Below are 21,645 nucleotides of genomic sequence, written 5' to 3'. Positions count from 1 at the left end.
CTGATTGAACGATTAATCAGAGGGTCCGTGAAGTCAACGTTTAGGTTAAATGATTAACCAACCCTCGAATAAATATCGTCAAGCGGACGCGCCGCTTGCTGCGCCCGCGTACGCCTCATCCGAAAGTCAGCGAAATACGGCGGTTCGACCTGCCCTTGTTCTCGATCTTGCCGACCTGGATCGCGCCGATCTCTGCCGTCGATCGCACGTGGGTGCCGCCGCAGGGTTGCAGATCCACCGGGCTGTCGCCCGCGCCGATGCGCACGAGACGGATACGCCCTGCCCCGCGCGGAGGCTGGACCGAGAGCGTCTTGACGAGACCGGGGTTCGCGTCGAGCTCGGCCTCGGTGATCCACTCTTCGGTCACGGGATGATCCTCGGCGATGAGCGTACCGAGGCGGGCCTGGATGAAATCGCGCTCGTGGATCACCTCGGGCATGCCGAAGTCGAGCCGCGACTTCTCGGCCCCGATCTGACCGCCCGTCACCGGCAGCGGCACGACGACCGATAGAAGATGCAGCGCCGTGTGCATCCGCATGAACCGGTGGCGGCGCTCCCAATCGAGCGACATCTCGATCTCGGCTCCCGGGGGCGGCAGCGCGGCCTCCTCGGCCGGGACCAGGATCAGCTCCTCGCCCTCGCCCTTCACCGCCCCCGCGATCTCGCAGCGCCCGCCGTCCCAGGTGATCGCACCGCTGTCGCCGGGCTGACCGCCGCCCTTGGCGTAGAAGATCGAGCGGTCGGGCACGATGCCGCCCTCGGGCGTGAGCCGGGCGACGCGGGCGCTGGCCGACTTCAGATAGGCGTCGGCGCGGAACAGAGCTTCGGTCATGGGGACTCCGGGTCGGGCGCGTGCGTGGCCTCGCGCAGGGTTTCGGGGTTGCGCAGCCAGAGGTCGCGCTGCGCGAAGGGGATCTCGAGCCCTTCTTCGGCGAACCGCTCGGCGATGGCGTGGTTGAGTTCCGAGGCGACGATGACCTTGAAGAGGATGTCGCGGACCACGACGCGCACGGTGAAATCGAGGCTGTCGGCTCCGAAGCCGTCGAAGGTGACGAGCGGTGCGGGGTTCAGGATGACCATCGGATGCGCCTCGGCCACCTCCTCGAGGATCTTCTGCACCCGCCGCGTGTCGGACCCGTAGGCCACGCCGACGGTGACGACCACGCGGCCCGAGTTGTTGCGCAGCGTGTAGTTCGTCACCACGCCCGATATGAGATCGGCATTCGGCAGGATCACGTCCTGCCGGTCGAAGGTCTCGATGCGGGTGGAGCGCACGGAAATCTGCTGCACGAAGCCCTCGATCGCGCCGACCTTGACCCAGTCGCCGATCTTGATCGGCCGCTCGACCAGCAGGATGATGCCCGAGACGAAGTTCTGCACGATCGTCTGCAGTCCGAAGCCGATCCCGACCGAGAGGGCACCGGCGACGATGGCGAGGCCGCTCAGGTCGATGCCGGCCGCGGTGATCGCGATGAGGGCGGCCAGGGTGATGCCGACGTAGCCCGTGCCCGACAGGACGGCGTTCGAAGCCCCCGAATCCATCCGCGTCTTCGGCAGGATGTTGGTGCGCAGAACGCCCTTGATGAGGCGCACGACCAGGAACCCGATCACGAAGACGATGGCGAAGGTCAGGAAGTTCGCCGGCGAGATCTCGGTTCCGCCGACGGAGAAGCCGCGCATGAAGCTGGCCCACCATTCGGCCAGCGTCGAGGGCCGCACGCCCCAGATGAGCGCGAGAAACGGGGCAGCGGCCAGCGCCAGCATGAAGCCGATGAGCGTCGGCAGCAGCGCGTCGCGGCCCGTATCCGTCCGTCGGCTGGCGACGGCATAGAGGTCGAAGACCAGCGACTGCGCGATCCCGATCAGCATCACGAGCCCGAGCGACAGCACCGCCGGCCAGAGGACCGCGTTGCCGAGGTTCACGTAGCCGAGCGCCGCGACGAGGGGCGAGATGATGCCGACCACCATCAGCGCGCGGCCGAGAAGGCGCAGGACCTGCGGCCAGAAGCCCTCGCTCTCGCTCTCACCGTCCGTCCGGCCTTCGGCGAGGAAGATCTGGCCGAGGCGCACGACATTGAGCCCCCCCAGCACCAGCAGCACGAAGAGCGCCACGCTGCGCAGCACCTCGGGGCGCGAGGTCTGCGGCGCGATCTCCTCGATCACGAGGGCCGCGGCGAGGAGTACGCCGAGTATGAGGGCGTGCCAGCGCGCCTCGGCCCGCCCCTGAAACCCGATGTCGAGGAAGGCCGGCGCCGTTTCGCGCCGCGGGAGCGCCTGCAACGCCAGCCAGCGGGTCGAGAAGACGATCACGCCGACCGCCGGCAGCAGGTCGGTGAAGACGTCGATTCGCAGCCCCTCGGTTCCCATCAGGTCGACGATCCGCGCCACCACGCCGAGCCCGACGATCGGCAGGACAAGCCGCGCGAGCGAGATCGCCATCAGGACGACACGCACCCCGGGGCTCTCGCCCTCGCGCGGAGCGACCCGGTCACGCAGCCGTCCGAGCCAGACACCCGAGCGCCAGATGAGCACGATGGACAGTAAAACGAGAACGCCGAGCTCGATGCCACGCGACATCCAGGCCGCCCGGGCCGTCGGGCTGGAGAAGGGCTGCCACAGGTCGCGGCCGAGAGCCGCAAGCCATCCCGTCAGTTCCGACGCCGCCGGCCCCCAGTGGATCGGATTGATCGGCACCGGTGCCTTGCGCAGCGTCCGCTCGGCCGAGGCCGCCTCGATCCGCCGATCAGTTTCGCTGATGAGGCCGTCGACCTCGGCGAAGGCGACCTGCGACACGCGCACGGGAGCCAGCAGTTCTTCGAGCCGGGCGTCGAGGACGGCGCGCTCCTCCGCGATCTCCGGTGGTTCCTCCTCGCCCTCGGCCGGAGGAGCCCCCAGGGCGTCGATCTGCGCGCGCACGCTCGCGATCCGGCCCGAGCCCTCGTTCATCCGCTCCTCGAAGACCGATCGCTGCTCGACGAGCGCGGCGCGCAGCGTCGAGAGGGCATCGACCGACACCTCCTCCGAGGCGAGCGCCGTCTCGGCCCGATCGCGCAGGGCCGGCCAGTCGCCCTGCCCCTCCGGGTCGGCCTCCTGCGCCAGCGCGGCCAAGGCGAACGTCGCCACCAGGACGAGCGCCGAAAGCCCGCGCATCAGCCAGGTCATGGGCGCGCTGCGGATCATGCGAAGACCGTCGGCACCTCGCGCGCCGGGCCGTCGAGCCAATGGGGCACCGGCAGGCCCTTCTCGCGCAGGAACGCGGGGTTCCACAGCTTAGACTGATAGCGCGAGCCGTAGTCGCAGAGAATGGTCACGATGGTATGCCCCGGCCCCATGTGGCGCGCCATCTTGACCGCGCCGCCGATGTTGACGCCGGTCGAGCCGCCCATGCAGAGCCCCTCGTACTCCAGAAGGTCGAAGACGATCGGCAGGGCCTCCGCATCGCTGACCTGACAGGAGAAATCCGGGGTGAAGCCCTCGAGGTTCGCCGTGATCCGCCCCTGCCCGATCCCTTCGGAGATGCTGGACCCCTCGGACTTCAATTCGCCCTCGGTGTAGAAATTGTAGAGCGCGGCCCCCATCGGGTCGGCGATCCCGACCTTCACGCCCTTGGGCTGCAGTGCGCTGCCCACGCCCGCGACCGTCCCGCCCGAACCGGCGGCACAGATGAACCCGTCGACCTTGCCGCCCGTCTGCTTCCAGATTTCCGGCCCCGTCGTCTCGATATGGGCCTGTCGATTGGCGACGTTGTCGAACTGGTTGGCGAAGATCGCGCCGTTGGGCTCCGTCTCGGCAAGTTCGGCGGCGAGGCGGCGGGCGTAGTGCACGTAATTGTTGTCATCGCGGTAGGGCTTCGGCGGCACCTCGACCAGCGTGGCCCCGGCGAGGCGCAGCATGTCCTTCTTTTCCTGGCTCTGGCTGTCGGGGATGACGATGACGGTCTTGAAGCCCATCGACGCGCCGACGAGCGCGAGGCCGATACCGGTGTTGCCCGCTGTGCCCTCGACGATGGTTCCGCCCGGCTTCAGCTCGCCCGACGCGACGGCGGCGCGGATGATGTAGAGCGCGGCCCGGTCCTTGACCGACTGGCCGGGGTTCAGGAATTCGGCCTTCCCCAGGATCTCGCAGCCCGTCTCCTCGCTCACGCGGTTGAGGCGGATGAGGGGGGTATTGCCGATCGCGTCTACAAGGTTCTGATGGGTCATCGGGGCCTCCGGGCGCAAGTCTCGCTCCTGCCTAGACGGCCCGGTTTGCCGCTTCAACCGCGCAACCCGCCGCGGTGCAGCGCAAGCCATTGCGCGGAGAGGATCAGCGGCGCGTTCGCGGCCTCGCCTGTTGGGATCATCGCCAGCAGGTCGTCGAGCCGCAGCAGATGCGCGCGGATGTCCTCGCCCTCCTCGGCAAGGCCGTGCAGGCGGGCCAGATCGTCCGGCAGATCGCAGAGCGCTACATAGGAATGGAGCACCTGCGCCAGACCTCCGGGACTCGGGTAATAACGCGCAACGAAATGAAGGTCTTGCGCGGCGATCTTCACGCCGGCCTCCTCCTCCGTCTCGCGCAGCGCCGTCGTCTCGGCGCTCTCGCCGGCGTCGATGAGCCCGGCGATGGGTTCCAGAAGCCAGGGTTGCGGATCGCCCTTCGCCAGTGCGCCGACGCGGATCTGCTCGACCACCAGCACGCGGTCGCGAACGGCATCGTAGGGCAATACGGTCGCGGCATCGGCGACATGGCTGATCGCCCGGTCGATCGGGCCGGAGCGGCCGCCGTCGAAACGCGGATGGTCGATCACCCATTCCTCGACCCGGTGGAAGCCGTCATAGGGGTGGCGCAGCGCCTCCACGGTCACATCCGCCGCTCCGAGCTCGCCCCCCTTGGTCGCCGGGCGGCGGTAGGCCCGTGCATCGACGACCGCCTGCGCGCGGGACTGTATGATCTTGCGCCGCGCCCGGATGTCATCGGTCGAGACACGGCCCCTTCCCCGCATGATCTCCGCCGCGGCAAGGCGCGTCCGCGCGCCGTGACGGGCGATCCAGTCGGTCAGCGACCAGGGTGTTCCGCTGCCGCCGGCCCCGTCTCTCTCGCGGTAGACACGGGCCGCGACGGGGCCCTCGGGTCCCTCGACCGTCACGTCTGCGGGAACGTAGCCGAAGGCCTCCTCGTACCAGTCGAGCCGAGCCCGGGCGGCCTCGGACAGGTCGGCCGTCAGGTAGCCCCGGGCCGCGCCCCCCGGCACCAGCACGGGCCAGTCGCCCGCCGCCGCCCGCTCCACCGACCAGCCGTCGAGCCGCGCACGCAGGCAGCCGACGTCCTCGCCCGCGACGTCGAGCAGCAGGTCGTCCCACATGAGGGTGCCGAAGAGGAAATACCGCGCCATCGGGTTGCTGGGATGCTCAGGTCGTGCGCTGGCCGACGACGCCGGCGACGAGGCCGATCAGCGCGCCGCCCCCGAAGAGCAGGCCCAGGACCACCGGATGCGCGATGGTACGGGCATCGTTCATGAGAAAGCCCATCCAGGCCGACGCTCCCTTGCCCACCGAATTGTAGGAGCCGTTGAGCGACTCGACGATCATCACGCCGAACGAATGGATCAGAAGCGCCAGAACCATCAGGATGAAGGCCGCCGCGACGCCCGCGGTGATCACGTTCGGGATCGTGTTGCCCCGGCCCACAGGCCCGGTCGCGGCCGTGCCGATCGTGCGCCAGCCGACGACGAGCCCCCCCGCCGCCAGCACCTCGCGGAAGGGGCCGACGACGACACCCTCCTCGAGCGTGTAGCGGACGATGGAGTCGGCGACGAACCAGCACAGCGCGGCGAAGAGCACGGCGGAAACGAGTTTCGCGGGGGTGGGCATCAGGCGGGCTTCCGGACGGTCATCTGAATCACGTCACACATGCCATATTCGAAGGCCCCGGCACAGCCCGTCAGATAGAGGTTCCACATCTTGCGGAAGCGTTCGTCGAAGCCGAGTGCGGCCACTTCGCTCCAGCGGTCGTTGAAGGTGTCGAACCAGCGGCGCAGCGTGATCGAGTAGTCCTTCGCGAGCGTGATCGAGCCGCGATCCTCCAGCCCGGCGCGCGCCAGTTGCTCGTCGAGCTTCTTCGGCGCGGGCAGCATCCCGCCGGGGAAGATGTACTTCTGGATGAAATCGACCTGGTTGGAATAGGTCTCCCACCGCTCGTTCGGAACGGTGATGATCTGCAGCGACGCCTGACGCCCGGGGCGCAACCGGTCGCGCAGCGTCTCGAAGTAGGTCGGCCAGTATTTCTGACCCACGGCCTCGAACATCTCGATCGAGGCGATGCCGTCATAGGTGCCGCGCTCGTCGCGATAATCCTGCAGCTTGAATTCGACCAGATCGGACAGTCCTGCCTTTTCGATGCGTTCCACGGCGTAGCTCAACTGCTCTCGGCTGAGCGTCAGGCAGGTGACGCGCAACCCTCGCTCGCCCGCGGCATATTCCGCGAAGCCGCCCCAGCCGCAGCCGATCTCCAGCACGTGGTCCCCGGCCGCGACACCCATGCGGTCGACAATGGACTTGTACTTGGCGTGCTGCGCGGCTTCGAGGCTTTGCTGCCCGGGCTCGAAGATCCCCGAGGAATAGGTCATCGTGTCGTCGAGCCAGAGCCCGTAGAACGCATTGCCGAGGTCGTAGTGGGCCGAGATGTTCTTCTTCGCCTGCGCCTTGGTGTTCCGCTGGAGCCAGAAGCGCAGCTTCTCGTAGGCCTGCACCCAGGCGAGGCCCGGGAATTTCTGGATCAGGACGTCGCCTTCCTTGTTGATGTAGTCGAAGACGGCCTGCAGGTCGGGCGTCGTCCAGTCGCCGTCCATGTAGGACTCCATGAAACCGATGTCGCCCTCGCGCACGAGGCGGGTGAAGACGTCGTCGCGGGTGCAATGGATCTCGGCCACCGGCCCGGGCAGCTTGCCCTCGTGCCGGAAGCGGCGCCCGTCGGCCAGCACCACATCGAGCCGGCCCGAGAGCGCGCCCTGCGCCATGGCGAAACACCGCTTGAAGTAGCGCGGCAGGTTCGGCTGTCCGTCCGTCGTCGTTATCGCGTCCATGGGCCCCCCGGTCTTGTGGGGGAGAAGATCACCCGAAAGCGCCGCAAGGCAAGACCTTACGCCTGCTTTACCCTACGTCGCGTTGTTTGTAGGCCGCAAGCGCGCGCTCCCGCCCTTCCGAGAGGCCGACGATGGGCTCTTCGGGGCGGGTGGTTTCGGCGTCCATGTCCCAGCTCTTCGGGATGGCCGCGAAGAAGCTCTCGTCGCCCAGCCAGCGGTCGCGGTAGGCCCCCTCGGGGTCGAACTTCCCGGCCTGGGTCTCGGGGTTGAAGATGCGGAAGAAGGGGCTCGCATCGGGGCCGGAGCCCGCCACCCATTGCCAGCCCATCGCGTTCGACGCCGGGTCCCAATCCACGAGAACATCGGCAAACCAGTCGCGCCCGACTTGCCAGTCGGTCATCAGGTGCTTCGTCAGGTAGCTGCCCACGAGCATCCGCGCGCGGTTGTGCATCCGCCCCGTCACGTAGACCTCGCGCATGGCCGCATCGACCACGTCGAGCCCGGTCATGCCCCGCCGCCAGGCCTCCGCCCGCTCCCCGTCGCCGCGCCAGGGGAAGGCATCCCATTCCGATTTCCAGTTCTCGGTCAGAAGCTCCGGCGTGTGGTAGGCGAGATGATGGGCGAAATCCCGCCAGACGATCTCCTTCAGGAAGGTCTCGGCCCCCTTCTTGCCATCGGCCATGGCGCGCTGCCCGGCGTGCCAGCAGGAGCGCGCGCTGATCTCGCCGTAGGTGAGGTTTTCGCTCAGGCCGCTCGTCCCATCCTCGGCCAGCATGTCGCGGGCATCGTCGTAGGCGTCGATGCGATGGGCGATGAAGGTGCCGAGCCGGGTCTGGGCCGCGGCCTCGCCGACGTGCAGGTGGTCTGCGACGACCGCCGCGCCCCGCCGCATCGCGCGGCCAAGCGCCCAGTCGTCCAGCGCGTCGCTCTCGGGCCAATGCTCCGGGGCCTCGATCTTCGACGGCGCCGTGAGCGCCGCCGGCACCTCCCGGTCGCGAACGGATTTCCAGAACGGCGTATAGACCTTGTAGAAGCCGCCCGACCCGGTCTCGACCGTCCAGGGCTCGAAGAGGACATGGGCGTGGAAGGACCGCGCGGTCAGCCCGTCGTCGCGCAGCTTTTCCTTCACCTCGGTGTCGCGGGCGCGCTCGTCAGCGACGTAGAGCCGGTTCCAGACGACGGTGTCGGCCCCGGTCTCCTCCACCAGCGCGCGCAGCACGTCGAGCGCCTTGCCCCGCCGCAGGGTGAGGCGCGAGCCGGCCTCGGCAAGCGCGTCGGCAAAGACCTCGAGGCCGAGGCCCAGCCGCCAGGCGGGGGCCGCGCCCCAGGTCTCGACCACTTCATCGAGGACGTAGACGGGGATGACCGGCCGCCCCTGCCCCACGGCCCAGTCGAGCGCGGGATTGTCGCTGAGCCGCAGGTCCCGCCGCAGCCAGAGTATGATCGGTTTCATCGCGCCCTCCCGCCGTGTTGCCCCGACACATAGGCCCCGCGCGGCGGGGGCAAGGGGTCAGGGTTCCTCGCCGCGGGCCACCGCGGCCGCGACGGCGGCGATCTCCTCCGGCCTCAGCCCGTAGTCGCGGGCCGCGGCCGCCTCCGAGATATACCCCCGCGCCAGATCGCGCAGGACGAGGGTGCGCGGCCGCTCGGTGGGGTCGCCGTAGCCGGCGCCGCCCGGGAAGGCCATCCGCACCCGGCGGCCCTCGGGCACGAACTGCTTGCCCTTCGGACGCATCGCCGCCCCGTCGTCGCGCGCGATCGTCGTGGGGGCTCCGCTCGCGCCGCCCTGCCGCCCCCGGGCGGGGTGGTCGGCGCGGTCGAACATCGCCTGCAGGTCGAACTCGTGCCCCGTCCGCGCGCCGACCTCCATGTATTGCCCCAGCCCGCCGCGCCGTCGGCCCGCGCCACCCGAATCCGGGCGCAGCTCCTTGCGCCAGATGATGACCGGCCCGGCATGTTCCGTCGCCTCGATCGGCATGGTCATCACGCCGGAGGGAAAGGCCGTCGCGTTGAGGCCATCGTGTTCGGGCCGCGCACCCGAGCCGCCCGAGTTGAACGTCAGGACCTCTGCCCGCCGGCCCGTGCCGCCCGTGACGGGGCGCAGGCTGACCTGGAAGTTGCAGAGGCACCCCGCCCCCTCGGCTGGAACGACGCCGGGCAGGATCTTGTCGAAGGCATCGTAGACCGCGTCCGGCACGAAATGCCCGACGATGTGGCGCAGCGCGACGGGGGCCGGGTGCCGCGCGTTGACGATCGTGTCCTCGGGGGCCGTCACCTCGAAGGGGGCGAGCGAGGCCGCGTTGTTCGGGATCTCGGGCGCGATGGCGACCTTGAGCGCGTAGCAGGCATAGGCCTTTGCATAGACCAATGGGCAGTTGATGCCTTTCGGGTCCACCCCCGAGGTGCCCGCGAAGTCGGTGACGATCCGGTCGCCCTCAACGCTCACCCGGACGCGCAGGGTGATGGGCGTGTCGAAGCCATCTACCGTCATCTCCCCCGTCGCCGCGCTCTGCGGCAGGGCGGCGATGCGTTCGAGCGTCGCCCGGCGGGAGTTCTCGAGGATGAACGCCGCGATCCCCTCCAGGTCCGCGAGACCGAACTCCTCCATCATCGCCACGAGCCGCCGGTGCCCGATCTCGTTGCAGCTTGCCAGCGCGTGGATATCGCCCACGATCTGATCAGGCTCGCGCACGTTGCCCCGGACGATCCGCAGGAGCGTCTCGTCCACCCGGCCCCGGTCGGCGAACTTCATGATCGGGATGTAGAGCCCCTCCTCGTAGACGCTGTGCGCGTCGGCCCCGAAGCCGCGCCCGCCGATGTCGACCACGTGGGCCGTGCAGGCGAAGAACCCGACGAGGCGGCCCCGGTGAAAGGACGGCGTGACCATGGTGATGTCATGCAGGTGGCCCGTCCCCTCCCACGGGTCGTTGGTGATGTAGACGTCGCCGTCGTGGATGTTCTCGCGTCCGATGCGCCGGATGAAATGGGCGACCGCGTCGGCCATCGCGTTGACGTGGCCCGGCGTGCCGGTCACCGCCTGCGCCAGCATCCGGCCCCCGGTGTCATAGACTCCGGCCGAGAGATCGCCCGCCTCGCGCACGGAGGTGGAGAAGGCGGTGCGGACGAGCGCCTGCGCCTGTTCCTCGACGACCGAGATCAGGCGGTTCCACATGACCTGATGGGCGACCTCGCTCATGACGTCCCTCCCTCGGTCTCCACGAGGTCGATGCAGCCATCGGGCTGCCGGATCGCGGTGCGACTTGCCGGGACGATGATGGTCGTCTCTGCTTCGGTGATCGCCGCGGGCCCGGCGACAGACGTGCCCTCGGTTAGGGTGTCGCGGGCGAGGACCGCCGCGTCGACGGTTCGGGCCACGGCGGGGTCGAAGATCGGGCGCGCCGTCGCGATCTCGGCGGCAACTGCCGCGTCCGGGTCAATGGCGGTGACCGGCGCAACCGGCTCCGGCGGGGTCGTCGCGTTGACGGCCCAGACAGTGATCTCGATGTCGAGGCCCGCGACCGTGCGTCCGAACAGCCTGGCGTAGTCGGCCTCGAAACGGGTCTTGAACGTCTCCGCCTTGGGGGCCGCGACCTCCGAGGGGGAGAGCGCGATTGGGATCTCCCACCCCTGCCCCGCGTAGCGCATGTAGACCTTCACCTCGGTCGCGATCGGGCTGTCGGCATCGCAGCCGCGCACGAAATCCGTCGCCTCCGCCGTCAGGTCTTCGAGGAGCGTGCCGATCAGGCCTGCGTCGAAGGCCGAGAGCGTCATGTAGACCGACCGCGTCGCCTCGAAGCTGAAGGGCGCGCGCAGGAACCCGATGGCGGAGCCCACCCCCGCGCCCGGCGGCACGAGGCAGCGGGCGATACCGAGCTTCTCGCAAAGCCGCCCTGCGTGGAGCGGTGCCGCGCCGCCGAAGGCGATCATCGTGTAGTCGCTCAGGTCCTCGCCGTTCTCGACCGCGTGGACGCGGGCGGCATTGGCCATGTTCTCGTCCACGACCTCGGCCACCCCGAAGGCAGCTTCCCGCGCGCCCATCCCGAGCGTCTCGCCCACCTCCGCGCGGAGTGCCGCCTCGGCGGCGCCCGGGTCGAGCGTGATCGAGCCTCCTGCGAAGCCGTCCGGGTCGAGCTTGCCCAGCACGAGGTCCGCGTCCGTCACCGCCGGCCGCGCCCCGCCGCGGCCATAGGCGGCCGGCCCGGGCTCCGATCCCGCGCTCTCGGGGCCGACGCGGATCTGCCGGAGGGCATCCACGTGGGCGAGCGAGCCGCCGCCCGCCCCGATCTCCACCATGTCGATCACCGGGATCGAGATCGGCATCCCCGACCCCTTCTTGAAGCGATAGCTGCGCGCCACCTCGAAGACCCGGCTCGTCTTGGGCGTCCGGTCCTTGATGAGGCAGATCTTGGCCGTCGTCCCGCCCATGTCGAAGCTCAGCACCCGGTCGAGGCCGTGGCGCGCGGCCACATGCGCCGCGAAGACCGCCCCGCCCGCCGGGCCGGACTCCACCAGCCGCACGGGGAAGGCCGCCGCATCCGCGATCGAGATGATGCCGCCGCCCGAGTGCATCAGGAAGATGCGGCAGGTCACCCCCTCCTCCGCGAGCCGCGCCTCCAGCCGGCCGAGGTAGGAGGCCATCAGCGGCTTGATGTAGGCATTGGCGACGACGGTGTTGAAGCGCTCGTATTCGCGCATCTGCGGTGAAACCTCGGAGGAGATCGAGACCGACACATCGGGCAGCCGCGCCGCCAGGACTTCACGCACGAGGTCCTCTTGGGCAGGGTTCAGGTAGGAATGGATGAGGCCCACGGCGACGCTCTCGAAGCCGCCCTCGGCGATGCGGTCCACCACGGCCTCCACCGCGCTCCGGTCAAGCGGCACGAGCACCGCCCCCGTCGCATCGACGCGGCCCGGCACCGTGAAGCGGCGCTGTCGCGGCAGGAGCGGTTCGGGCAGTTCGAGGTTCAGGTCGTATTGCTCGAAGCGGCTCTCGGTCCGCATCTCGATCACGTCGCGAAAGCCCTCGGTCGTGATGAGCGCGGTCTTCGCGCCCCGCCGCTCGATCAGGGCGTTCGTGGCGAGCGTGGTGCCGTGGATGATCTGCCCGATCTCGTCCGGCGCGATCCGCGCCTTGGCGCAGACCTGCCGCATCCCCTCGACGATCGCGTCTTCCGGCGCGGCGTAGGTCGTGAGCACCTTGGTCAAATAAGGCCTGCCCCCGACCTCCAGCACGACATCGGTGAAGGTGCCACCAATGTCGACGCCGAGGCGGATGGAAGGGTCGGGGCCGGGCGCATGGTCGTTCGTCATGGCCGGAGTGAGCCGGAACGGCCCGGAGAAATCAAACCGATAATCCGGCCCGCTCGCCTGCCGCGATCAGCCGTTCACGTCGACGACGACGCGGCCCCGCACCTGCCCCTTTAGGATGTCGACCCCGAGCCCCGGCAGGTCGCCCAGCGTGGCGGGCACGACCATCGCCTCGAGCTTCTCCATCGGCAGCACCTCGGCCAGCTTCGCCCAGGCCCGCACGCGGTTCTCGTAGGGCTGCATCACGCTGTCGATGCCCAGAAGGTTCACGCCCCGCAGCAGGAAGGGAATGACCGTCGCCGGCAGCGCCGCGCCGCCGGCGAGACCCACGGCTGCTACACTCGCGCCGTATTCCATCTGCCCGAGGACGCGGGCCAGCATTGGCCCGCCCACCGCGTCGACGCAGCCACCCCAGGTTTCGCTTTCGAGCGGGCGTTTCAACGTCTCGTTCAAATCCTCCCGCGGGACGATCCGCGATGCGCCGAGCCCGGTCAGGTAGTCGGCCTGCTCGGGTCGCCCGGTGACGGCCGCCACCTCGCGCCCCATGGCCGACAGGAGTGCCACGGCGACCGAGCCCACGCCGCCCGCGGCGCCTGTCACCAGCACCGGGCCGGCCGTCAGCCCCTGATCTTCCAGCGCCTGCACGGCCAGCATGGCCGTGAAGCCCGCGGTGCCAACGGCCATCGCCTGCCGCGTTGTCAGCCCCTCGGGCAGCGGGACGAGCCAGTCGGCCTTGACCCGCGCCTTCTGCGCGTAGCCGCCCCAATGCGCCTCACCCACGCGCCATCCGGTCAGCACCACCTTGTCGCCGGGGGTGTAGCGGTCATCCGAGGAGGTCTCGACTGTTCCGGCGAAATCGATGCCCGGCACGTGGGGGTAGGTGCGCACGAGGCCGCCGCCCGGTCCGATGCAGAGCCCGTCCTTGTAGTTGACCGTCGAATACTCGACGGCGACCGTCACCTCGCCCTCGGGCAGATCTTCGAGCGTCAGGTCCGTGACTGCCGCCTGCGTCCCGTCATCGGTCTTCTCCACCATAAGTGCCTTGAACGTCATGTCATAACCCTCTGCTATTTCCAGAATTTCTCTTTCAGAACGGCGCGCTTCGGCCCGTCCTGCGTGATAACTGACACGGCCGTGCCCGAGTCCCAGCGGCGGTCGACCATGCCGATGGCCACGCCGCAGCAGAACTCCAGCGACCAGGCCGCCGAGGTGACGACCCCGATGCGCGTGTCGCCCTCGAGGATCGGCCAGCGCCGGTCGCAGGGGGGCACCGGCCCCTCCATCTCCACCGCGATCAGCCGCCTGTCGGAGACGTGATCCTTCAGCGCCGGACCACCGATGCAGTCGTAGACCTGCACGTATTTGTCGAGACCGACCTCAAAGGGCGTGTCGAGGTCGGTCATGTCGTTGCCGTAGCTGAGCATCCCGCCCTCGATCCGCTCCACGAGGTTCGGACAGCCCGCCCGCACGTCGAGGTCGCGGCCCTTCTCCATCAGAGCCTCCCAAAGCGGCATCGCATCGGCCTCGCGCTCCACATAGATCTCGAAGCCGCCCTGCTTCGAATAGCCGGTGCGGCTCACGATCATCTCCGTCCCGTTGAAGGGGAAGCGGCCGTGGCGGAAGAACCTGAGCGCGCGCACCTCCTCGCCGAAGACACGCGCGGCGAGCTCATCCGAGAGCGGCCCCTGGATCGCCAGCGGCTGCACGTCGGCCTCGAAGACGCGCACGCCGTAGCCGCCCGCCTCGGCCATCCCCTCGATCCAGAGCCGCAGCTCCCCGTCGGCGAGGCTGACCCACCAGGTCTCGGGCCGCGGTTTCAGCGCCACGGGATCGTTCAGCATTCCGCCATCGTGGTTGCAGATCGGGACATAGGCGCATTGGTTCGGCTGGAGTTGCGAGAGGTCGCGGGGCGTGAGCCGCTGCATCAAAGTGTCGGCGTCCGGTCCGGTGATCTCCACCTGCCGTTCGGCGGCGACGTCCCAGACCTGCACCGCGCGTTTCAGGTGGGCGGCATCCACGTCGGTGCCGGCAAAGGTCGCCGGCAGCATCATCCGGTTGTAGACGGTGTAGGCGGTGCAGCCCGCGCGGTCGACGGCATCCGTCCACCAGGTTCGCCGCACGCGGTTCGAACGGGCGAGCGCGGTCATATCGTCTCCGGCAGCTTCGGGAGATCGGTGTCGGGCGTCGTCACCCCGGCCTGGGTCAGGCCCGCATGGATCTGGCCGCGGTGGTGCACGCCATGGAGGAAGAGATGCGAGATCGCGATCGCCAGCGGCGTGCGGATCTCGCCAGGCGAAAACGCCGAATGCCAGACCACGTCGCCCTCGATCAAACCGTCAAGCGTCCCGGCCCAGGCCATGATGCCGGCGTCGGTCCTGCGCCGCAGCGTCGCCCATTCGGCCGCATCGGCGGTGAGACGCATGTGATCCGCCGCGCCGGCGGCCGGAGCCTCGCCCGCGCCGAGCCGGTGCATCCACATCATGTCGCCCCAGAGGAGATGATTGGCGGTGGCGAAGATGGAGCCGAAGAAGAGGCCCCGGTCCGCCATGGCCTCCGCCGCCGGCAGCCCGGTGATCGCGTCGATCATCCAGCCGTTCTGCCAGGCATTGTGCCGCGCCATCAGGCGCACCCATTCGGCCGTGATCACTTCGCGATCTCCGGGCCGGACCAGTCGATCTGGCAGATTTCGGCGCTGCGGCCGTCGAAGTCCCAGACGCGGCCGAAGGCGCGCACGCGGCCCTTGGTTGCGGTCGCGACGGTGATGTCGGCCCCCATCCAGTACTCGGTGTTGGTCGCCACGATGTCCTGCTCGGGGTCCTTTCCCTTCACGGGCACGACCTCGCCCTGGATCTTCTTGCCGACCATCAGGCGGCGGGTCTTGCCCTCGTTCTCGTAGGTGATCTTGGCCCGCTCCGCGCCCAGAAACTCGCTCACGAGCAGCTTGAAGAGCCCCGTGGTTCCCTTCGCCCGCCCCGAGAAGATCTCGATCAGGCCCAGATAGGCCGCCTGGTTCGCGCGGTCGTCGATGAAGGCGGCGGCCTTCCAGTTGCCGCGCGCCATAAGCCCCGGAATCTCCAGGAGGAGACCGACGTTGAGGCCTGACAGATCCTCGTCGCCGTAGTGGCCGCTGTCGATGCGGATGCCCGACCAGGCCTGGCAGTAGCCCTCGGTCGGCGCATGCTTGCCAAGCGAGACAACGCAGGGGCAGAAGACCGTGCAGTTGCAGTTGAGAATGAGCTCGCCCTTGATGGCCCAGGGCGTCTGCGCGGCCCCCTGCGGGCGCGCGTCGGGATGGCGGCTCGACACGGCGGGCGCGGCAATCTTGGTCATATCGTTCCTCCGATCAGATAGCCCGCGCCGACGAGGCAGCCGAGGCCGATGGTGCCGGGCACGAGGGCCCCGCGCGTGAGTTTTTCAAGCATCATCAGAAGCGTGGCGAGCGCCATGAAGCCGAGGCTCATCGTTCCGCCGATGAGCCCGAGCGCCATCAGCGCCCAGCAGCAGCCGAGGCAGGTCGCCCCGAGGCGCAGCCCCATGCGCCATGGCCCCTCGGTCCAGTGCTGCATAAAGAAGGTGAGCGGCTGGCGGCATTTCGACAGGCAGGCGTCCTTCAGGGCGCTGAACTGATAGGCCCCGGCCAGAACCAGGAGCGCCGCACCGAAGCCCGCGCCCTCGATCACGCCAAGCCGCGCCGCGCCGAGCTGCACCGCGGCCGCGATGCCCGAGAAGCCGAGCCAGACCGTGACGTAGCCCGCGACGAGCCATGCGCCGCCGCCCGTGCCCTGACTGTCGGCGATTTCGTCGTGGGTGGCGAAGGCCGGCAGGGCCGTGGGCAGCATCATCGCCGCCGACATGATGACCCACATCGCCAGCGCCCCGCCCGGTCCGACCGTAGCAACGGGCAGGCGGCAGATGTCACGCAGCGCGGTGGCGAAGCTGGTCTCGGCCCCCATCGCATAGACGCCGAGCCAGGCCGCGACGAGCGCGCCGTAGAGTGCCAACCAGTGCGGCGCGGCCATACGGGAGAGGTGCTTCATCAGTCGACCCTCCCCGCCGCTTGATGAAAGGTGATTCTTGCGACTACAAATGTCAGACAATTAAATGTCAGACAATTGGAATTCACCATGCCCGCCCGCGCGCCGCTCTCCACCGCCATCTCCGACCGGCTTGCCGCGCGGATCGCGGCCGGCGACCTCATGGCGGGTGACAGGCTGCCCTCTGAGACGGACCTCGCCGAGCAGTTCGACTGCTCGCGCGCGACTGTGCGCGAAGCGCTGAAACGGCTCGCCGCGCGTAATCTCATCCGCACGGCCCGCGGCGCGTCGGGCGGAGCCTTCGTCAATGACCTGACCTATGCCGCCGCGCTCGACGCCCATGTCGCGACCTCGACGCTGCTGCTGTCGATGAACGCCATCGACTTCGAGACGGCCGCCGAAGCCCGCTTCGCGCTCGAGCGGGCCTGCGCCGACCTCGCCGTGGCGAACCAGGCCCCCGATGATTTCGCCGCGCTCGGCCGCGCCATCGACCGGCTCGCCGAACCGATCGACGACGAAGCCTTCTGCGCGGCCGACGTGGCGTTTCACCGTGCGCTCGTCGACACGGCACGCAACCCCGTCCTGTCATATCAGCTCGCCGGCGCGGTCGAGGCGATGCAGCCGTTGATGAACATGCTCACCTACGCCGAGCGCGACCGCGCCACGATCCTCGCGCACTACCGCCGGATCGCGAATGCGCTGCGCGCGCAGGATGCGGGTGAAATCCGTCAGACGCTGCAGGATCTGGAGCGGTTGATGATCGCCCTCTTCCAGACGGCGCGCGACAGGCGCCGGTCGCGCTAGACAATCCCGCACGGACGCCGCAACGTCGGGGCAAAACCAACGGGAGATGACCAACATGACGTTCCGCCTGACCCTGCTTGCCAGCACCGCGCTCGCCCTGCCCGCCGGTGCCCAGAGCCTGACCGTCTTCGACTACTCCGGCTTCGAGGATCCCGCCTTCCATGCGGCCTATGTCGAGACCCATGGCACGAGCCCCGACTTCGCCTTCTTCGGCGACGAGGAGGAAGCCTTCCAGAAGCTCTCCTCGGGCTACAACGAGCCGGGAGTCACCCACATCTGCGCCGGGTCGGTCACCAAGTTCGTCGAGTCCGGGCTGATCGAGCCCTGGGACCTGACGCGCATCGAGAACTGGGAGAGCCTCAGCACCGACCTGACCGGCCAGGACGTGGCCGACAGCGGGGCGGAGGACATCTACTTCGTGCCGGTCGACTACGGCTCGACCGCGATCGCCTACAACGCCGACGAGGTGCCTGCGGAGGCCGTGGCCTCGCTCGACGTCTTCCTGAACCCCGAGTACCAGGGTCGCATGTCGCTGCCCGACAACGTCGACGACGCCTATGCCCTAGCCTATCTAGCCACCGGGACGACCGATTGGTCCGCCGCGACGGACGCGGAGTTCGAGGCGGCGAACGACTGGCTGCGCCAGGCGCATCAGAACCTGCGCACCTACTGGACCGATCCGGCCGAGCTGTCGCAGCTTCTGTCCTCGGGCGAAGTCCTGGTGAGCTGGGCCTGGAACGAGACGCTGCCGACGATGGTGGACGAGGGCTTCCCGATCGGCTTCCAGCGCGAGGCGGCCGAAGGTTCCTCGCTCTGGCTCTGCGGCTACGTCAACATGAAGGACAGCACCTCGGACGAGGATCTGGCCTACGACTACCTGAACGCGATCCTCGACGAGAGCGCGACCGTCCCCCTCCTTGAGGCAGGCTACGGACAGTCGAACCAAGCCGCGATGGAGGGCCAGGGCGAAGAGGCGCTCGTTCCCTCGGGCCTCGGCCAGATCGACGCACCGGTCCTCGCGCAGCTGCCGATGGACGGAGCCCTGCGTCAGAAGCAGGCCGAGACCTTCGAGCGGATCAAGGCCGGGTTCTGAGCGCGATCCGCAGCGCGGCACCCGCCGGCCGTAGTCCGGTCCGGCGGGCCGCTCCCCCGTGGTCGCTGCGGCGGAGGGAGCGGCCGCGGGCTAGAGGGTCATTGTGTCGAAAGCCGGAGCGAAAGCGTGGCACCACCGGAACGGATCTTGCCCTGTACCGCTCCGGAAGCGGGTTGAAATCCGACCCGTAACTGCCTATTTCACGAACGTTCCCTCGGGGGCTATGGCAATAAACGCGCTCGTAATAAGCGGATCGGACCCGGGGGCGGTACCCGGCGACTCCACCAACATCCCGTTTGGGGGATCATGGGGTCGAAACAGGATCGACGGACGTCTAAAGGGGTTAGCTTTTGCCCGGTGTGATACCGCCGTTATCGGTTCACAAAGCATAGTTGCCAATACCAACAGTGCTCCGGTCGCCGTCGCTGCGTAAGCAGTGCCGAACACCGAAATCTAAGTCCTGACGCCTAGCCGCGTCAGGCGGGGTTCGCAGGCACCTGGCAACAGAAGCCTGCACTTTCACCTATCCGCTCCCGACCGCCGTCGTCGCACGGATCGGCCCGGCACCCCAGTCAATCCGCGGTCGGTGCCAGCGCGTCGAGCAGACGGGGCACGCGCCCCGTGAGCGTGCCGTCGAGCACGCGATCGACGATTGCGTCGTCCCAGGTTTCGTAGATCGGGCGCAGGTGCTCGGGCCGCCACTGCGCGCTCGTCCAGATCCGGCCGGTCGTCCGCTGGCGGAGGCCGGACGGCAGATCGCGTCCGCAGCGTGCCAGGAAGCCCGGCAGCGCGCGCGCATAGGTATCCACGGCACGCGCCGCGAGGTCGTGCAGACCGTCGCCCGCGACCATCTCAACCCCCGTCTGCAGCAGGATCCCGCCCCCGTCGATGGCTTCCGTCGTCTCGTGCAGGGTGATTCCCGTCATCTGCGGCTCCAGCAGATAGGACGGCCAGAAATGGGTGATGACGCCCCGGTACCAGGGCGAGAGCCCGCCGTGGGTATTCCAGGCCCGCGGGGCGTGGGCCAGTGTCTCGGGCGTCAGCTTGTGGCACCCGTAGGAGAGGATCAGCTCCGGGCGGCAGTCGTCCAGAAACCGGTGAACGCGCGGGCCGTTGAGATCCTCTAGAGGCACGTCGAGGCGCGGTCCGATCCCGTCGGCCCGGGTGGGTGCGTGGCCGAAGGCCCGTTCCTCCGCCGCGGCCCGCCGCTCGAAGTGCAACCGGAAGAGCCGCGCCAGATCCGCCGGCAACGCGCCGTCGGGCTCCGGGACGAATGCTTCCCGCGTCTCCCGGATCCAGCCGGCCAGGCAGCCGGCCCCGGCCAGTGTCACCGCGATCTGGGCGTGGCGCGGGTGGTCGCCCGAGATGAAGACGATCTTCGGCATCGTCATGGCGTGTCCTCCCTCAGGTGGTGACGGATCAGATCCTTGTCCTCCAGAGTGCGGATCACCGGCAGCAGATCGCGCAGACCGACACCGGCCTTCGTAGCCGTTTCGATTATGTCGCGCCGGCCGTCGGCATCGCTCAGGATCCAGAGAACCATGTCCAGCAGCCTGCGGGAATCCATGACCTCGTCGTTCGACAGGTGCCAGTTCGTCGGCGAGTTGACCGACGGGTAGAGCCCGCGCCGGCCGAGTTGCGGCTCCCCGTGCTGCGCGGTGCCGATCCAGGGGCCCCGTGCCTCGTTCAGTCGCAGCATCTCCTCGATGCGGTCCACGGCATCGACGATCCGGTCGAGCCCCATCAACGCCTTCGTGTCGCCCGAGGTATGGTACTCCGGGTAGCGGCCGTAGAGCGTGCGGCCGATCTGACCGACCGGCAGGTCGAAACCCGGCGCGCAGAACTGCCGCTCGTCCGAGCCGCCCGTCGGATCGAAGGGCCGCAATGCCAGATCCGGCCCCGCCAGATGCGCGGCCAGACGGTCGAACCCGGTGTCCCCCCGACGCGACGCCTTGTAGGAGAGCGCCTCCGTCGGCCCGCCGAGGCAGGTCAGCACAAGTCCGTCCTCCAGCGTCTCGGACAGATGTTCATGGTAGCGGTGCAGGAAGCAGAGGCTGCCGATCGTTTCGGGGTTCAGAAGGAAGCGATAGCTGTACCGCCGGCGCGGCCAGTCCCGCAGCCGGTGATAGAGCCCCAGCAGGACGAGCGGCCCGCTCAACTCGTTGTTCGCCATGCTCGGGTGGCAAAGGTAGGACGACAGCAGTATCTCGCGTCCGCTGTCACCGGGCAGCAGGCCGGTCGCGAAACTGACGTCGCCGGGGGCGAGCGTGCTGTCGATCCGGGCGTGGTAGTCCCCGTCGGGCAGCGCCACCCGCTGCGCGTGCGGCAGACAGAACCCCCAGTCGCGCCGGTAGTAGCTCGTCACATAGGGGGTGAGCGTCGGCTGATGCGGGATAGAGTGGAGATGCGGCTCCAGCTCGGCGCGCGAGAGCACGCGATCCACCGGCTCGGAATAATTGACGACCGAGAGGTTGGTGACGGCCATGTCGGCCACGACCTGCCCGTCCGGTCCGGTCAGGCGGGCGCTTCGAATCGACCATTCGGGCGGCACGACCCAATCGAAGACCTGCGTCCCGGAGGCGACTCCCTCGATCCCGAGGTCCATGAGCGCCGTCAGGATCGCGAGGCTGTCGCGCAGCCCCGGCCCGGAGATCGAGCGGCAGATCGGCCAGAGGTCATCGAAAACCCGGCTATATGCCTCCGGGTCGCGGCTGTTAAACTCGGCATTGCAGGTCACGAAACCGGTAGAACACGGGCGGCCGTCCGCGACAAGCGTGCGAACGGGGGTTGCCGCCCCTGCCACCCTCTGGTCTATTTTCCCAAAGACCGAGCCCGTGGAGGGATCATGACCGACAGCGACGGCACCCCGGTGATCGATTACGGCGCGCTCATGCATGACGCCATGCGCGGCCTGATCCGCCAGGTCCTGGACGATGTCGCGCGGAACGGTCTTCCCGGCGATCACCACTTCTTCATCTCCTTCGACACGAACCACCCGGGCGTCGCGATCGCCGACTGGCTCCACGATCGCTACCCCGAGGACATGACGATCGTGCTGCAACATTGGTTTGACGGCCTCGAGGTGCGGGAGGACGGCTTCTCCGTGACGCTCAACTTCGGCGAAAGCCAGGAGCCGCTCGTCGTGCCCTGGGCCGCGATGAAGACCTTCGTCGACCCCTCCGTCGAGTTCGGCTTCCGCTTCGAGCAGCAGGAGGAAGCCGCGGAGGCGGTCGAGGAAGCGCCCTTCGCCGAGCTCGACACCGCCCCCGAGGAGGACGCGGAGGAGCCCCGCCACGAGGCCGAGGTCGTCAGCCTCGACAAATTCCGCAAGTAGATGTTTGCGCAAG

Annotated in this window: 19 protein-coding genes and 1 other RNA gene; 4 read left to right on the top strand and 16 right to left on the bottom strand. The window is 68.7% G+C overall.

Features of this window, described 5'->3' with window-relative positions; all coding sequences use genetic code 11:
• Positions 1-115: 115 nt before the first annotated feature.
• The 14 genes from HSX43_RS09520 to HSX43_RS09455 form a co-directional block, all read right to left on the bottom strand.
• Positions 116-832, bottom strand: coding sequence for an alanyl-tRNA editing protein (locus tag HSX43_RS09520; protein WP_179379891.1), 717 nt, complete (start codon positions 830-832; stop codon positions 116-118).
• Entirely contained in the window at positions 829-3,180 is a 2,352-nt protein-coding gene (locus HSX43_RS09515; protein WP_179379890.1) for a mechanosensitive ion channel family protein, read from the bottom strand. The genes HSX43_RS09520 and HSX43_RS09515 overlap by 4 nt, the downstream gene beginning before the upstream one ends.
• The gene (locus HSX43_RS09510; RefSeq protein ID WP_179379889.1) at positions 3,177-4,202 is read right to left on the bottom strand and encodes a cysteine synthase A; all 1,026 of its coding nucleotides are present in this window, start codon (positions 4,200-4,202) and stop codon (positions 3,177-3,179) included. Before HSX43_RS09510 ends, HSX43_RS09515 begins: the two co-directional genes overlap by 4 nt.
• Positions 4,203-4,255: 53 nt before the next feature.
• Positions 4,256-5,371, bottom strand: coding sequence for an NUDIX domain-containing protein (locus tag HSX43_RS09505; protein ID WP_179379888.1), 1,116 nt, complete (start codon positions 5,369-5,371; stop codon positions 4,256-4,258).
• A gap of 16 nt (positions 5,372-5,387) precedes the next feature.
• Positions 5,388-5,849, bottom strand: a complete 462-nt coding sequence (locus HSX43_RS09500) for a TrgA family protein (RefSeq protein ID WP_179379887.1) — start codon at positions 5,847-5,849, stop codon at positions 5,388-5,390.
• On the bottom strand, positions 5,849-7,060 hold the full coding sequence (locus tag HSX43_RS09495; protein WP_179379886.1) for an SAM-dependent methyltransferase: 1,212 nt from the start codon (positions 7,058-7,060) through the stop codon (positions 5,849-5,851). Before HSX43_RS09495 ends, HSX43_RS09500 begins: the two co-directional genes overlap by 1 nt.
• Before the next feature lie 67 nt (positions 7,061-7,127).
• The gene (locus tag HSX43_RS09490) at positions 7,128-8,513 is read right to left on the bottom strand and encodes a cryptochrome/photolyase family protein (protein WP_179379885.1); all 1,386 of its coding nucleotides are present in this window, start codon (positions 8,511-8,513) and stop codon (positions 7,128-7,130) included.
• 57 nt (positions 8,514-8,570) lie between these two features.
• Positions 8,571-10,256 carry a hydantoinase B/oxoprolinase family protein gene (locus tag HSX43_RS09485; protein ID WP_179379884.1) on the bottom strand — a complete coding sequence of 562 codons (1,686 nt, stop codon included), beginning with the start codon at positions 10,254-10,256 and terminating at the stop codon, positions 8,571-8,573.
• On the bottom strand, positions 10,253-12,370 hold the full coding sequence (locus tag HSX43_RS09480) for a hydantoinase/oxoprolinase family protein (protein WP_179379883.1): 2,118 nt from the start codon (positions 12,368-12,370) through the stop codon (positions 10,253-10,255). The genes HSX43_RS09485 and HSX43_RS09480 overlap by 4 nt, the downstream gene beginning before the upstream one ends.
• 66 nt (positions 12,371-12,436) lie before the next feature.
• Positions 12,437-13,420, bottom strand: coding sequence for an acryloyl-CoA reductase (gene acuI, locus HSX43_RS09475; protein ID WP_179379882.1), 984 nt, complete (start codon positions 13,418-13,420; stop codon positions 12,437-12,439).
• Between the two features lie 14 nt (positions 13,421-13,434).
• A complete protein-coding gene (locus HSX43_RS09470; protein ID WP_179379881.1) occupies positions 13,435-14,514 on the bottom strand; it encodes a dimethylsulfoniopropionate demethylase in 1,080 nt (359 codons plus the stop codon).
• Positions 14,511-15,014 (bottom strand): DinB family protein, encoded by a 504-nt coding sequence (locus HSX43_RS09465; protein WP_179379880.1) that lies wholly within the window; start codon positions 15,012-15,014, stop codon positions 14,511-14,513. The genes HSX43_RS09470 and HSX43_RS09465 overlap by 4 nt, the downstream gene beginning before the upstream one ends.
• Complete coding sequence (locus tag HSX43_RS09460; protein WP_179379879.1) at positions 15,011-15,697, bottom strand: DUF1326 domain-containing protein; 687 nt, start codon at positions 15,695-15,697, stop codon at positions 15,011-15,013. The genes HSX43_RS09465 and HSX43_RS09460 overlap by 4 nt, the downstream gene beginning before the upstream one ends.
• Positions 15,694-16,404, bottom strand: a complete 711-nt coding sequence (locus HSX43_RS09455; protein WP_235962598.1) for a DUF2182 domain-containing protein — start codon at positions 16,402-16,404, stop codon at positions 15,694-15,696. The genes HSX43_RS09460 and HSX43_RS09455 overlap by 4 nt, the downstream gene beginning before the upstream one ends.
• 75 nt (positions 16,405-16,479) lie before the next feature.
• Here HSX43_RS09455 and HSX43_RS09450 point away from each other — a divergent pair, with 75 nt between their 5' ends.
• The 3 genes from HSX43_RS09450 (at position 16,480) to ssrA (ending at position 18,816) form a co-directional block, all read left to right on the top strand.
• Positions 16,480-17,205, top strand: a complete 726-nt coding sequence (locus tag HSX43_RS09450; RefSeq protein WP_407929370.1) for a FadR/GntR family transcriptional regulator — start codon at positions 16,480-16,482, stop codon at positions 17,203-17,205.
• 55 nt (positions 17,206-17,260) lie between these two features.
• Positions 17,261-18,298 carry an ABC transporter substrate-binding protein gene (locus HSX43_RS09445; protein WP_179379878.1) on the top strand — a complete coding sequence of 346 codons (1,038 nt, stop codon included), beginning with the start codon at positions 17,261-17,263 and terminating at the stop codon, positions 18,296-18,298.
• Positions 18,299-18,467: 169 nt separating this feature from the next.
• Positions 18,468-18,816, top strand: a transfer-messenger RNA (tmRNA) gene (gene ssrA, locus HSX43_RS09440).
• Positions 18,817-18,870: 54 nt separating this feature from the next.
• On the opposite strand, the gene HSX43_RS09435 is transcribed toward ssrA, so the two are convergent.
• Both HSX43_RS09435 and HSX43_RS09430 read right to left on the bottom strand, forming a co-directional pair.
• A complete protein-coding gene (locus HSX43_RS09435; RefSeq protein ID WP_179379877.1) occupies positions 18,871-19,689 on the bottom strand; it encodes a formyltransferase family protein in 819 nt (272 codons plus the stop codon).
• Entirely contained in the window at positions 19,686-21,035 is a 1,350-nt protein-coding gene (locus HSX43_RS09430; RefSeq protein WP_179379876.1) for a DUF4910 domain-containing protein, read from the bottom strand. The genes HSX43_RS09435 and HSX43_RS09430 overlap by 4 nt, the downstream gene beginning before the upstream one ends.
• A 108-nt stretch (positions 21,036-21,143) precedes the next feature.
• Between HSX43_RS09430 and HSX43_RS09425 the strand changes: the two genes are divergently transcribed.
• A complete protein-coding gene (locus HSX43_RS09425; RefSeq protein ID WP_179379875.1) occupies positions 21,144-21,632 on the top strand; it encodes an SspB family protein in 489 nt (162 codons plus the stop codon).
• The last annotated feature ends 13 nt before the right edge of the window (positions 21,633-21,645 follow it).

Source organism: Jannaschia marina (assembly GCF_013404595.1).
GTDB classification, from domain to species: Bacteria; Pseudomonadota; Alphaproteobacteria; order Rhodobacterales; family Rhodobacteraceae; genus Jannaschia; species Jannaschia marina.
Note: the sequence above shows the minus strand (reverse complement) of the source record. Positions and strands in the feature narration are given on the sequence as shown.

Excerpts from the sequence above, each read along its gene's own strand:
- HSX43_RS09470 (WP_179379881.1), bottom strand. The coding sequence starts at position 14,514 with ATGACCGCGCTCGCCCGTTCGAACCGCGTGCGGCGAACCTGGTGGACG.
- HSX43_RS09515 (WP_179379890.1), bottom strand. The coding sequence starts at position 3,180 with ATGATCCGCAGCGCGCCCATGACCTGGCTGATGCGCGGGCTTTCGGCG.
- HSX43_RS09445 (WP_179379878.1), top strand. The coding sequence starts at position 17,261 with ATGACGTTCCGCCTGACCCTGCTTGCCAGCACCGCGCTCGCCCTGCCC.
- HSX43_RS09520 (WP_179379891.1), bottom strand. The coding sequence starts at position 832 with ATGACCGAAGCTCTGTTCCGCGCCGACGCCTATCTGAAGTCGGCCAGC.
- HSX43_RS09510 (WP_179379889.1), bottom strand. The coding sequence starts at position 4,202 with ATGACCCATCAGAACCTTGTAGACGCGATCGGCAATACCCCCCTCATC.
- HSX43_RS09425 (WP_179379875.1), top strand. The coding sequence starts at position 21,144 with ATGACCGACAGCGACGGCACCCCGGTGATCGATTACGGCGCGCTCATG.
- HSX43_RS09500 (WP_179379887.1), bottom strand. The coding sequence starts at position 5,849 with ATGCCCACCCCCGCGAAACTCGTTTCCGCCGTGCTCTTCGCCGCGCTG.
- HSX43_RS09455 (WP_235962598.1), bottom strand. The coding sequence starts at position 16,404 with ATGAAGCACCTCTCCCGTATGGCCGCGCCGCACTGGTTGGCACTCTAC.
- HSX43_RS09460 (WP_179379879.1), bottom strand. The coding sequence starts at position 15,697 with ATGACCAAGATTGCCGCGCCCGCCGTGTCGAGCCGCCATCCCGACGCG.
- HSX43_RS09505 (WP_179379888.1), bottom strand. The coding sequence starts at position 5,371 with ATGGCGCGGTATTTCCTCTTCGGCACCCTCATGTGGGACGACCTGCTG.
- HSX43_RS09480 (WP_179379883.1), bottom strand. The coding sequence starts at position 12,370 with ATGACGAACGACCATGCGCCCGGCCCCGACCCTTCCATCCGCCTCGGC.
- HSX43_RS09490 (WP_179379885.1), bottom strand. The coding sequence starts at position 8,513 with ATGAAACCGATCATACTCTGGCTGCGGCGGGACCTGCGGCTCAGCGAC.
- acuI (WP_179379882.1), bottom strand. The coding sequence starts at position 13,420 with ATGACGTTCAAGGCACTTATGGTGGAGAAGACCGATGACGGGACGCAG.
- HSX43_RS09495 (WP_179379886.1), bottom strand. The coding sequence starts at position 7,060 with ATGGACGCGATAACGACGACGGACGGACAGCCGAACCTGCCGCGCTAC.
- HSX43_RS09485 (WP_179379884.1), bottom strand. The coding sequence starts at position 10,256 with ATGAGCGAGGTCGCCCATCAGGTCATGTGGAACCGCCTGATCTCGGTC.
- HSX43_RS09435 (WP_179379877.1), bottom strand. The coding sequence starts at position 19,689 with ATGACGATGCCGAAGATCGTCTTCATCTCGGGCGACCACCCGCGCCAC.